Raw genomic sequence first — 13,323 nt, forward strand, 5'->3', positions numbered from 1 at the left:
CCTCTCCCTGCATATATACAGACGGATGTTAATATTAATTTGTTGCAAGTTGTTACCTATTAATTTTCAGGAAAGTTCATCTAACTATACCAAAAATAATGAAGTTAGTCATCAGACGTCAATCTCGTACGAACGTCTATTTCGCCTTTTCGTGAAATTTTCATCTGAATTTCTCCATGCAGGTCTGTCCTAAATACCAGTGAATCATGCCTTTGAATTCGCTGTACGACATCAGGATGGGGATGACCGTACATATTGTCCACACCGGCAGAGATTACGGCTGAAGCAGGCTTCCACACCTTGAGCCATGACTCGGTTGTTGATGTCTTGCTGCCATGATGACCTACCTTTAATACATCGAGCGGACGGATTTTCGACCGCTCTGCAATACGGTCAGCGTGTTCTATCAATATTCGTTGTTCAGCTTTAGCATCGGCATCCCCGGTGAATAGAAGGCGTGCTTCATTCATCACAAGTTCAAATACAAGAGATTCGTGATTCTGATCCTCCACCACAGGCAGTGTATCCTGCTCCTTGTTCTGCCCCCTGCCTTGAATACCGGAGTTCAAGAACAAAAATTCAGTACGGGAATCCGGTTGATAGACAGAACCGCTATCAGCCTGATAAACGGGAATACCTTGTTTCACCGCAGTTTTGAGCAGCTTCTCAAACGCCTTGGATTCAGCCAATGTGCCGTTAAATATGATTGCCTTCACCGGAATATCTTCCAGAACTGCTTGCAGTCCTCCCGAATGATCCTGATGATTGTGAGAAATCATCACCATATCAAGCGAATGAATCCCCCTTTTCTTTAACAAAGGTACAACGACGTTTGCACCGACTTCAAACGGACGGCTTCGTACCTTCCATGCATCCTTCTCTTTCATGAAATTTGTCGTACCGCCAGCATCGATTAATATATGTTTTCCTTCCGGAGTAGACACCAGAATCGAATCTCCCTGCCCCACATCCAAGAACTGAACCGATCCAACCCCCTGTTTAATCGGCCCATGATAACCGTTGTACAGCAGCAGAAAAAACAAACCGGTAAGTACTGCTACCGCTGCGCCACTGCCGAAATGCTCCAGTACACCCGCTAGCCGGTGCAAACCTGTAGATCTGAGCCATTCGGCTGTTCGGTATTGCACTGCATGACCGGAACCTCCCCAGTCATAATTCCGATGCGCAGGAGATCTTCCGGGAGATTCGTCTACGGATAATGGAACGGTTTCGTCTACAGCTCCAGAGAAACCCTGATCCAATCTCTTTTTCTGGCCCAAAACATATAAAGTTAAATATAGAACTATATAATAACTGATAATCCACCACAGACCCGGTGAGGGCCATATCGTAACAAATACGGGTGAAACGTTCATCCATTCCACAACAGAAAAAGTGAACGTATTCAACCACTCTATCACTCCAGCAATCCATTTCGCACCCGTAAGCCATACCCACCCCAGGATCAACGAAACCGTCCCCATTGGTAAAACAATCATACTGATTAGAGGTACCATCATCAGATTAGCTACAATTGACAGAAGAGAGAACTGGTTGAAATAATAAATCGTTAATGGAAAAGATACCAGTTGGGCCGCAACCGTCACTCCAAAGGTGCCCGCCAGCCAACGCGGCATAAACGAAAGAAAAGGCATCAGTTTCGGGACAAAAACCATCAGTCCGGCTGTGACTAGAAAGGACAACTGAAAACTGACGTTAACAAGAAAATAGGGATTCCAAAGAAGCATTAACAAAGCAGCGATACACAAAATATGCATACCATCCTTCAGCAGCCCTCTCCTCGCAGCATACAGACCGATCATTCCCATGATACCGGCACGAACGATTGACGGACTGGCCCCTGTCAGCAGCACATAGAACGGCAAAAAAACCATTACAGCGGTGAGTGACGTCTCCCGGGTCAAACGGCATAACGAGAAAATAAACAACAGTGATCCTACAAATACCCCGACATGCAAACCCGATATGGCGAGAATATGAGTAAGTCCCAGACGGGAAAACTCGGCGAACGTATCCGGATTCAAATCACCCTGATCACCAATAATAAGCCCCTTCATATATCCCGCATGTATTCCGCTGAACAATTCCTCAAGCCGATGACCAAAATATTGACGAACTTCATCATTCCAGCGAAGCACATGAGTCAACTTCCATTCATCCGGTTGCTGTACCGCAATATTTTGTATTCCTTTTGTCTTAAGGAGCCAGTGTATTTCCTTAGTCCGTAAGTATTCTTGGTAATCAAATCCATCAAAATTGCGGGCTGTTCCAGGCCTCTTCAGCTCTCCTGTTATCTGCACGGAATCCCCTCGTTTCCATTCAACTGCCGTCTTGGTCTCCGCCTCTGTCAACAGCTTGACCTGGACTTGAACCTCTTCCTTGATCCCGGTATGCGAGTTAGCAGTACGAACAGACAGCACAAAATCAGCACGGTCACCATCAACTTTTACGGGGGATACAATAACTCCTTCAGCCGATACGGGGATCGGATCATCCTTATTGGTTGATTTTTGCATAAGGGACTGTAGCTTGCTGACGTTGCGTGTATCGTTCCATTCCCAGTATCCTGCAGAAACCAGCAGTGATGCGACCATGCAACCTATAAACAAAGGACCTACTGCTCCAAGCAAAAAAGGAACGATTAGCAATATTGCAATTCCTGTAACAATAAGCATCAGCTGCCAGCCTGAATACATACAGGCAGCCCCGCTACCGAGAACCCAACAGAACGTAAAAGCCAGCAGCGGTCGTTGTGTCATCACGTTCCCATCTCCTCTTCATAATAAATAGCATACGTACATAAAAAAGAACCTCTGGCTGACTAAGCAACCAGAGGTTCTTCCTCATCATACTAATAGTTTCGTGTTCAAAAAGGTCGGTTTTCAGCACCGAGAAGGTTGGATGAAGCTAGGGCCTGAGGAGCGAAGCGTACGTTTTGGGTACGTGAGCACCGGAAGGACCGGCTGAATTCAAGATTCGATGCCGAGCCCACTTCCTGATTCACTTCGTGATCAAAAGCGGACTTTTTGAACAACCTCTTATATAATTAGCTTTCCAACTTCATATAGTACTGGGTTAATCCGACACCGTCATCAACGTCTCCCTCGGCGGATCATATTGGAACAATTGACGGAATAAAATTCCCTTCTGTTCCATCATACGGCTCACCTTTTCCGTATCCTTCGGATAAGACCTATGAAATACGACTTCTGTAATTCCGCTGTTCGCCAGCATGTTAGCGCAGGTCCAACACGGCTCATCCGTCACATAAACGGTACTTCCCTCACGGTCATTGCGGTCTGTGAACAGCAACAGATTTTGCTCGGCATGAATTGTTCGGACACAGCGTTGTTTTTTGACCATCTCTTCTTTCCCATCATCATGAATAACAAGTTCATAGTCTTCCACAATCATGCATCCCGCTTCAGAGCAGTCCGGAACGCCCATCGGAGCTCCATTATAGGCAGTCCCGAGCAGCTTCTTCCCCTGTACGAGCACAGCTCCGACGTGACGCCGGGAGCACTGCGAACGTGTAGACACCATAAATGCAATATCCATAAAATAGGTGTCCCAGTCTTTACGTTGATCTGTACTCATTTCATAGCTCACCTGTTTCGTAAATGTATTTGATTTCATTGTATCACAGGGTTAAAAACCTACGTAAGACTTCATTTTCTCCAGCATTTTCGGGCCGATGCCTTTCACTTCTAGAAGATCAGCCGCAGTGCGGAACGGACCGTGCTTAGTCCGGTAATCAATAATAGCCTGGGCCTTCTTCTCACCGATTCCCGGTAAATCCATAAGCGCTGCCACGTCTGCTGTATTGATGTTAATTTTACCGGACGTTTCAGCGGCAGGCATGTTACTCACTTTCTCCGCAGATTGAACCTCTTCGGCAGCAGGTTTTGCAGCTTCGATAACTGGCTTAACCGGATCTTTGGATTCCACAGAGGCGGGTACAGCTGTTTCCTTCACCCCGCTTTGTCCTCCTATATTGGAATCGTCATTTCCCTGTTCGACCGACTCCTTCATGGGTGTAGACTTCGTGGGAACGGACTTTGGTGAATCCGGCTCCTGCATCCCAAGCACCTCTTCGATCTCAGCATTCAGCGGCTTCCATCCTTGTATTCCACCCTGATTGCCTCCGGCAAACAGGATTAGTCCACATCCAAGCAAAACCGTCGTAACACTCCACCCTAATGGTATTCGTCTCATAAAAATCACTCCAATCCCGAACGGAATACCCGTCCGATGAGTATAAACGCACATTATAGCGCTATCATTCTGTAATCCTCCGCAAAACGGTCATCATTTGACAGCTAAGCCGCATACATTAACGATATGAACACGGTATCCTATTGAAGTAAAGCGCGAAAGGAGGGAACGTACACATGAAGGTCGGTTTTATCGGTACGGGAAGTATGGGCAGTCTATTGATCGACTCCTTCATACGAGCGGGCGCTCTACAGCCTGAGCAGATCCGGATCAGCAACCGCACTCTGAACAAAGCACTTGAGCTCTCAGACCGTCACCCTGGCCTTATCGTATGTAGAAGTAATGCGGAAACTGCGTCAAAGAGCGATCTGTTTTTTCTATGTGTTAAACCCGGTGAGTTCAAAACTGTCATCGACGAGATCCACGATCAACTCCACATCTCTCAAATTGCTGTATCTATTACGAGTCCCGTCCAACTATCTCATCTGGAATCTACGCTTCCCTGCAAGGTGGCGAAAATTATACCGAGTATTACTAACCAAGCCGGAAGCGGTGCATCCTTATGTATTTATGGATCACGCATAAAAGAAGAAGACAGGCTGCTTTTGGAAAGCCTCCTGTCTTCGATTAGCAGGCCCACCCCGGTTCTGGAATCACACACACGGATTACATCCGATTTTTCCAGCTGCGGGCCTGCATTTTTGAGTTTTTTTGTGGAAAAATGGATTGATGCCGCCGTCGAAATGACCGGAGCCGACCGTCCTACGCTCAATGCACTTGCCGGAGAAATGCTGCTCGGAACCGGCAAATTGCTTACGGAGGAAGGTTTCTCTCCTGAACAGCTTCAAGAGAGAGTGGCTGTTCCCGGAGGCATTACCGCCCAAGCGCTGTCCCTTCTCGGAAACAGGTTGGACGGTCTGTTCCACCAACTGATCAACACCACACATGAAAAATATGAGGAGGATCTGGCGAAACTGGACATTGCCTTCGGGAAGACGGTTAACCGGCCACGATATTGACCAGTTTACCCGGCACTGCAATCACTTTGCGGATACTCTTTCCTTCCAGCGCCTGCTTGACATTTGGAAGGGAGAGGCTATATTCTTTCATCGCTTCTTGGTCCATATCTTTAGAGATTTTAGCCCGGTCTACGATTTTACCACTTACTTGGATAACGATTTCGATTTCTGCATCCACTGTCCAAGCTTCATCAAATTCCGGCCATGACACGTAGGTCACGCTATCACTGTTACCCAGACGGCTCCACAGCTCTTCGGCCAAGTGTGGTGCGAGAGGAGACAACATTTGCACAAAGTTCTCCATCGCTTTGCGTGGCAATTCATTAACCTTGTAGCCTTCATTAATGAAGATCATCATCTGACTAATCGCCGTGTTGAAATGCAGATGTTCCATATCGTCAGTAACCTTCTTGATCGTCTTATGCCAGGTACGTTTGAACTCATCGGTTCCTTCGCCGTCTACAATCTTAGAATTCAGCTCGCCGTTCTCGCCGATAAATAGACGCCAGATCCGCGACAAGAAACGGTGCATTCCTTCGACACCATTCGTATTCCACGGTTTGGTCGCTTCAAGCGGCCCCATAAACATCTCATAGACACGCAGTGTGTCCGCACCGTATTCATTGACGATATCATCCGGATTGATAACATTGCCGCGCGACTTACTCATTTTCTCATTGTTGTTACCCAGAATCATACCCTGGTTAACGAGCTTTTGGAACGGCTCTTTCGTATCCACAACCCCCAGGTCGTACAATACCTTATGCCAGAAACGGGCATACAGCAAGTGGAGTACCGCGTGTTCAACACCGCCGATATACAGGTCAACCGGCAACCATGCCTTCTGCTTCTCTTTGGAGCACAGTTCATCATGGTTATCAGGATCAATGTAACGCAGGTAATACCAGCAGCTTCCAGCCCACTGCGGCATTGTATTGGTCTCACGGCGGGCTTTCATGCCCGTCTCAGGATCAATCGTTTCGACCCATTCCGTCACATTCGCAAGCGGGGATTCTCCAGTACCAGATGGTTTGATCTGATCCACGTCAGGCAGCAGCAACGGAAGCTGATCCTCCGGTACCGTCTTCATGGTGCCATCCTCCAGGTGAAGAATAGGAATTGGCTCACCCCAGTAACGCTGACGGCTGAACAACCAATCCCGCAGACGATAGGTTACCTTTTTCTCACCTTTGCCGTTCTTCTCCAACCACTCGTTCATGGCTTGGATAGCTGCTTCATTATCCAATCCGTTCAGGAAATCAGAATTGACGTGTTCTCCGTTGCCGGCGTACGCCTCTTCCTCCACATTTCCTCCCTTAACAACTTCAATAATGTCCAGACCGAACTGCTTCGCAAATTCCCAGTCCCGGCTGTCATGACCCGGGACAGCCATAATAGCACCCGTGCCGTAACCTGCAAGCACATAATCCGCAATCCAAATCGGTACTTGAGCTCCGTTTACCGGATTCACTGCATAGGCTCCAGTAAACACCCCGCTCTTGTCTTTTGCCAGATCCGTACGCTCCAGATCGCTCTTACGTGCTGCCTGCTCCTGATAAGCTTTTACAGCATCCTTCTGTTCTTCCGTAGTAATTCGGTCCACCAGCTCATGCTCCGGTGCCAGCACACAGTAGCTTGCACCGAACAGCGTGTCTGGACGAGTCGTAAATACCGTCAGATGCTGATCGTGGCCAGCGATGTCGAAGCGGACTTCAGCACCGGTCGATTTACCGATCCAATTCCGCTGCATATCTTTAATGCTTTCGGTCCAATCGAGCTCCTCCAAATCCTCCAGCAATCTCTCGGCATAATCTGTAATCCTCAAAATCCACTGACGCATCGGTCTACGGATGACAGGATGGTTGCCGCGCTCGGATTTGCCGTCAATCACTTCTTCATTAGCAAGAACCGTGCCCAGCGCCGGGCACCAGTTTACTGGTATCTCCGCAACATAAGCCAAACCTTTTTTATACAATTGGATAAAAATCCATTGTGTCCACTTATAGTACTCAGGATCCGTCGTGCTGATCTCACGATCCCAGTCATAGGAGAAACCGAGTGACTTGATCTGCCGGCGGAAGGTATCGATATTTTGTACTGTAAATTCACGCGGATGTTTACCCGTATCCATCGCATACTGCTCGGCAGGAAGGCCGAATGCATCCCAGCCCATCGGATGGAGTACATTGAATCCGCGCATCCGTTTGAAACGGGCCACAATATCCGTTGCCGTGTAACCCTCCGGATGGCCTACGTGCAGACCTGCACCTGACGGATATGGAAACATATCCAGCGCATAAAATTTCGGTTTCGATGGATCTTCATGCGTTTTAAACGTTTTATGTTCATCCCAATACTGCTGCCACTTCGGCTCGATGGCCTGCGGCTGATAGCCGTGGCCCGTTTGTTGATTTTCACTCATATTTTCCAGCTCCTCCTTCACAGTCAAGCACGCGGTATATAGCCGTGCGCCTCCAAACAAAAAAACCTCATCATCCATAGCGTACGACGCTAGGGACGAGAGGTTTGATTCCCGTGGTACCACCCTAGTTAGCCAAAGGCATTCTTTGCCTTCAACTCACTTTGCACCTCTATCGCAGGTGAGACGACGATGACTCATCGGCTTGACATTAACGCTTACCGTGTAAGCTGTCTGAACCGAGTTAACATCGTTACTCCGAGGTGAGTTCATTTCCTTCGTCAACCGGCTTACACCAACCGCCGGCTCTCTATGTGATCGGGTTAGAAACTACTGATCCTCATCATCGTATCATATTCGATTTTAATGACGATATTATATCGAACATCGGCTGCTAAGTCAATGCAGATAACCTGCTGTTACGATAATCTTCCGGTGTCAGGCCGACCATATCCTTAAACATGCGGCTGAAATGAGCCAAATGTTTAAACCCGGCAGTGTAACACACTTCGGTTACGGTCATATTCGGATGGAGCCAGAACAGCATTTTAGCCTGATTGATTCTTCGGCTGTATACATATTTGAATACCGTTGTTCCAGTGACTTCTTTAAATAAGGATGATAAATAGTGCTTTGTTAAATGCACTGCATGAGCAATTTCTTCCAGACTAAGATCCTTCATATAATTCTGCTCCACGAAGGTGATGACTTGCTGGATATGACGCTCTTTTTCCGGAAAAGATTCTTTATGATTCACTGCAGTGCGGCAAAGATCAGCAATAAAACACATCATGTCAATCAGTCTCAGCATTCTTCGTTCTTGCGGAGCGCCGTTAGATGTCAAACGTTCCAGCTCTATCATAATACCTTCGAATTCATCTCTCTCTGGTCCCTCAAGCGTAATCCGGTAGTTTCGCAGCTCTTCAAACGGGCTTAATAAGGCAGAAAATGCGGCGGGTTGAAGCCACCGGCCCACAAAACCGGGATCAAAATGAACAATACTTCGGACATACTTGGCACCAGGTTCCACATGAGGACAATGCAGTGTTAAACCATTCATTAGGAGAAGATCACCAGGCTTCAGAACATAAATCTTATCCCCGATCAAGTATGTGCATTTTCCCTCGTGGAAATAAAATATTTCATAGAAAGGATGTGAGTGAAATTCACCGCCAGCCATCGATTTATCGTTGCGGTAATGAAAATCGAATGGTTGGTGGAGCTGGAGTTGCCCATTCAATTCATTCATAAAGGACACCGGTTTCATAGAGTCTGCCCCTTCTGATCCTAGGTATTCCTTTATTATAACGGATACAATTACTGAATACGAACAGCTTCATTCTGTGCGACAATACATAATTCCCCCGCTTTAAAAGCATGCTCCTGCGTCATTGCCCGTTCCGTCCGTTCCAGGCAGTCAATAATCAACTCCCCGAAGAAAGGATATCCGACCTTTCCCTTGAGCTCCATATGATATTCCCCTTCATGATTGACCAAGTAAAGATGATCTCCCTGCGAATCCCTGGCCACATCGATATACTTGCGCATCTCGATATATCCGTCCGTTCCAAGAATAAATGTTCTTCCATCCCCCCAAGTGCCAAGGCCGTCCGGTGTAAACCAGTCCACGCGAAAATAATGACTTGCCCCGTTGTCACCGATTAACGTTGCATCTCCGAAATCCTCAAGTTCTGGATACAACGGATTGTTGTAGTTGGCCACTTTGCTGCTCATCACCTTGGCATCTTTACATCCTGCATAGAATAGAAACTGCTCAATTTGATGAGAGCCGATATCACACAGAATGCCTCCGTATTGTTCATAACGGAAAAACCAGTCAGGACGAGATGAGGCGTTGAGACGGTGGGGTCCTGTGCCCATCACCTGTATAACACGGCCGATAGCGCCATCCTGTATTAACTTTCCGGCGTGAATAGCACTCTCGACATGGAGACGTTCACTATAATACACCATATATTTCCGACCCGTTTCCTCCGCTTTTGCCCTTGCTGCTGCGACCTGATCCAGCGTCGTAAACGGTGTTTTGTCCGTAAAATAATCTTTGCCGCGGGACATAACCTTCAGTCCCAGACTGCAACGTTCAGACGGAATAGCTGCCGCGGCGACAAGCTGAACCTCCGAATCTTCCAGAATCTGAGCTTCTGATGAAGCTACACGCACCTGGGGATATTTTTGGCAAAACAACTCTATTTTCTGGGGATCCGGATCATATACCCATTTTAGTGTAGCCCCCGCCTCCACCAGTCCGTTGCACATTCCATATATATGACCGTGTTCTAGAGACATCGCTGCAATGACGAATTCTCCCGGCCCGACGACCGGCTTAGATTTACCAGCGGGGGCGTAAAGCATACCGTTGTTGCGATTCAATTGATCATCCTCCTCGAATTCGATAACTGCCCAAGGCTGTCAGTGATCATCATTCATCATCGTGTCTTTAACCGAAGGTGGTTGACATATCTGCCGGTCCTGTTTCTTTCACCGTCTTCTGATAGGTCGAATTTTTAATACGCTCCTGCAGGAGCTCGTAATACAAGTCTTCATCCATAGGGATATCTACCCAATCATCGGTCCAGCTAGACAAATGCATCGCATTGGATAAAGTCAGACCTTTAATTCCTTCCTCACCCGGTGCAATAAGCGGAGTACCGTTTAATATAGCATCCGTGAAATTTTGTATAATACCGCTGTGCTGAGGATTGTTCCCGTAGACCGGAATCTCACACTTCCAGCATTCCGGCTCCCCAAAGCCGCCTTTGTACTCACGGTTGAATTCCGTTTCGGACACCCGCAGCCGCCAAAACGTTAATTTATCATCTTCTATAACGATTTTGCCCCGGTCTCCTGTAACCTCAAAACGATTCGTTCCCGGTGCTTCGCCTGTCGTCGTAATAAACACACCTGTCGCACCGTTTTCATATTCCACATAAGCCGTCACATCATCTTCTACTTCGATATTTCTATATTTGCCGAAGGAACAAAAAGCTCTCATTCGGACAGGCATCATTCCGGTAATCCACTGCCATAAATCCAATTGATGCGGAGACTGATTAATGAGAACGCCCCCGCCTTCTCCTGCCCATGTCGCGCGCCAGCCTCCCGAATCATAGTAGCTTTGCGAACGGTACCAATGGGTAACAATCCAGTTCGTACGACGGACTTCGCCCAGCTCACCCGAAGCAATTAACTCCCGGAGCTTTTGATAGAGCGGATTACAGCGCTGGTTATACATGATCGAGAATACTTTGCCGCTCCCGGCCGCAACTTTATTCATCTCTCGCACCTGCTTTGTATGAACTCCTGCAGGCTTCTCAATCAGTACATGAAGACCTTGTTCAAAAGCAAATATAGCTTCCGACGGGTGACCATAATGGGGAGTCGCAATGATGACAGCGTCGATTTCACCAGATGACATCATCGCCTCAGCGTCGTCCCATATTTTTACTGTACCCGGCAGTTCAGCCCTAGCCATCTCTTGTTTACTTGCCTGTAGGTCGCATATAGCTACAAGAGACGCTCCACGAATTTTTCCCGCTGCCAAGGTTCTCGCATGACTAAAGCCCATACCTAAGCCGATGACGCCAATTTTTACTTCCTCCATTGTTGTACCTCCCTTTTGCTAAAAAAGTGAATTATTCTCGTAAAATATTTATATGTTCTCCGTTTGCTATTTTTTACTCGGTCCACTCTTGCATTTGCTGCACAAAATGTTTCAACATTTCTTTGGAAGGATATGTTCCGCTAAAATCTTCAATTCCTAAGTATCCGTCATAACCAACGGATTTCAAATCCGCAATAACCTGAGGCCATGAAACGATGCCATGGGAAAGCGGTACCCACTCACCACTCCATTCCGTGTGAAGGCCGTCCTCTGACTTCGTCATTCGATAACCGGCATTTTTCACATGAACATGGGCCAAGTAAGGACCAAGAAGTTCTAAGCCCATCCTATAATTTTCATAACCCTCATGAACCATATTTCCGGGATCATATAAGACGCCGACATGTCGAGAATCAAATTGGCTAACCAGCTTATGAGCCAAGCCAGCGCTAGGCGTAATTGTTTTGTGGTGGGTTTCTACAAGCGCTTTGATACCGTAGTCCGCAGCCAGCCGTTCCACGGATTCCAGATAACGTACGGCTTGCATATAAAGATCGTGGTAGTTCTCTCTTCCATCATAGCCAGGTATACCCGCCCGGATAAAGGAAGCTCCAAGCAGCTTGGCTGCTTTCATCACCCGCTCTGTGCCTTCAATGTCACCACAAGTCAGATAAGGAACAACGGCTATGCTGCGAAGATTGTACTCCTTGGCTGCCTTGTCAAACCTCAACCATTCCTCCTCCGTACCTCCTGGATCGATAGAGCAGCGATTGTGGCGCCAAAATGAAGGCTTCTCCTGAAGGACATCCTCCGAAATTTCCTTAAAGCGCCATTCTATTCCTTCAACTCCAGCCTCATGCGCGGCTGCGGCCAACTCCTCCGGATTCAAATCAGGGGTTGCAACTGTAAACACAGACCATTTCATCGTCGTTTCCACCCTTCTTTACTCGAAAGTAGTTACTGTAAACAGACCTATTTGATTGTAGTTTAGCTATCCGTCACCATCATTCGACTTCACTTCCGGATTACCACGGATTGTAATCGTTTTCAATTTGATGCGGGTATAGTCTAACACAGGTTTTCAAGCAAACCTACGGCCTTGATACGGCATCTTAACCACAATCAAATAGACCGCCGAAAAAGAGTTTCCCATGCAAGAAAAACTGCGACTTCCCCAAAGCAAAAAGGACTGTTCCTTCGTAGAATATCTACGCTGAAACAGTCCTGAGTCTGTAATTATTATTTGACAGCTACATAAAACAGCCTTTGTGCATCGCTTCCAGCTTCAACCCACTCAAAATCCGCATAACACTTCACATCACGGAATCCGGCTTTGGCCAGCTCCACCTTCATCCACTCTGGATCATAGCCGCGCTGCGTATGCGTTTCTTCGAAACGGCGGTATACCGATCGATCGTTCTCATCACGCGCGAAAATAGATAAATGATGTTCAATTTCACAGCGAGGTTCATCCAGAGCACATGTCCAAATATATGAGACCTTATGATCATCAAGAACGAAGGGCTGCTCCTCATCGTAACGAATCAAGGTGTTCGGATGGTGCACATCAAACAGGAACGAGCCCCCATCCTTCAGACCGCTATAGGTACGGGCGAACACAGCTCGAATGTCGTCTTCTTCAAGTAAATAATTTATGCAATCACAAAACGAAATGACGGAGTCCACCTGCTCTGGCAGTTCCCATACCCGCATATCCTGCTGTACCCAGCGAACACTCCCCTCACGGAACAGACGATTCCCTTGAGGGGTCTCCTCCAGTTTGCGGCGAGCAATCGATAGCATGTCGGCTGACAGATCTATTCCTGTTACTTCAAATCCCGAATTCACGAGCGGAATCGTGATGCTGCCTGTCCCGCATCCGAGCTCCGCCACACTTTTCGGCATACCATGCTTGTCCCAAGCTGTCCGTGCAAACCGAAGCCAATCGGGGTAAGGCATGTCCTCCATAAGTTGATCGTAAACGTACGCAAATTTGCGGTAAGACAACATGATGACACCACTTTCTT

Annotated in this window: 10 protein-coding genes and 1 other annotated feature; of the genes, 1 reads left to right on the plus strand and 9 read right to left on the minus strand. The window is 47.4% G+C overall.

The window, feature by feature from the left end:
- Window positions 1-104: 104 nt before the first annotated feature.
- From AC2TF5_RS20040 to AC2TF5_RS20050, 3 genes are all read right to left on the minus strand, one after another.
- Entirely contained in the window at window positions 105-2,780 is a 2,676-nt protein-coding gene (locus AC2TF5_RS20040; protein ID WP_491302952.1) for a ComEC/Rec2 family competence protein, read from the minus strand.
- A gap of 316 nt (window positions 2,781-3,096) precedes the next feature.
- Window positions 3,097-3,618, minus strand: coding sequence for a deoxycytidylate deaminase (locus tag AC2TF5_RS20045; protein WP_208915130.1), 522 nt, complete (start codon window positions 3,616-3,618; stop codon window positions 3,097-3,099).
- Window positions 3,619-3,669: 51 nt separating this feature from the next.
- A complete protein-coding gene (locus AC2TF5_RS20050) occupies window positions 3,670-4,236 on the minus strand; it encodes a ComEA family DNA-binding protein (RefSeq protein WP_491298907.1) in 567 nt (188 codons plus the stop codon).
- A 176-nt stretch (window positions 4,237-4,412) separates the two neighbouring features.
- Here AC2TF5_RS20050 and comER point away from each other — a divergent pair, with 176 nt between their 5' ends.
- Window positions 4,413-5,255 (plus strand): late competence protein ComER, encoded by an 843-nt coding sequence (gene comER / locus AC2TF5_RS20055; RefSeq protein WP_491298908.1) that lies wholly within the window; start codon window positions 4,413-4,415, stop codon window positions 5,253-5,255.
- On the opposite strand, the gene leuS is transcribed toward comER, so the two are convergent.
- The 6 genes from leuS to AC2TF5_RS20085 all read right to left on the minus strand — a co-directional run bounded on the left by leuS (window position 5,236) and on the right by AC2TF5_RS20085 (window position 13,306).
- A complete protein-coding gene (leuS, locus tag AC2TF5_RS20060) occupies window positions 5,236-7,677 on the minus strand; it encodes a leucine--tRNA ligase (protein WP_491298909.1) in 2,442 nt (813 codons plus the stop codon). The two genes, comER and leuS, sit on opposite strands and share 20 nt — an antisense overlap.
- An 88-nt stretch (window positions 7,678-7,765) precedes the next feature.
- Window positions 7,766-8,030 (minus strand) — a binding site (T-box leader).
- Window positions 8,031-8,068: 38 nt separating this feature from the next.
- Window positions 8,069-8,941: a helix-turn-helix transcriptional regulator gene (locus AC2TF5_RS20065; RefSeq protein ID WP_491298910.1), complete on the minus strand. Its 873-nt coding sequence runs from the start codon at window positions 8,939-8,941 to the stop codon at window positions 8,069-8,071.
- 50 nt (window positions 8,942-8,991) lie between these two features.
- Window positions 8,992-10,065, minus strand: a complete 1,074-nt coding sequence (locus tag AC2TF5_RS20070; protein ID WP_491298911.1) for a Gfo/Idh/MocA family protein — start codon at window positions 10,063-10,065, stop codon at window positions 8,992-8,994.
- 67 nt (window positions 10,066-10,132) lie between these two features.
- Window positions 10,133-11,296 (minus strand): Gfo/Idh/MocA family protein, encoded by a 1,164-nt coding sequence (locus tag AC2TF5_RS20075; protein ID WP_491298912.1) that lies wholly within the window; start codon window positions 11,294-11,296, stop codon window positions 10,133-10,135.
- A gap of 73 nt (window positions 11,297-11,369) precedes the next feature.
- Entirely contained in the window at window positions 11,370-12,221 is an 852-nt protein-coding gene (locus AC2TF5_RS20080; RefSeq protein ID WP_491298913.1) for a sugar phosphate isomerase/epimerase family protein, read from the minus strand.
- 314 nt (window positions 12,222-12,535) lie between these two features.
- Window positions 12,536-13,306: a class I SAM-dependent DNA methyltransferase gene (locus AC2TF5_RS20085; protein WP_491298914.1), complete on the minus strand. Its 771-nt coding sequence runs from the start codon at window positions 13,304-13,306 to the stop codon at window positions 12,536-12,538.
- Between the last annotated feature and the right edge of the window lie 17 nt (window positions 13,307-13,323).

It is taken from the genome of Paenibacillus sp. JNUCC 34, assembly GCF_058269055.1.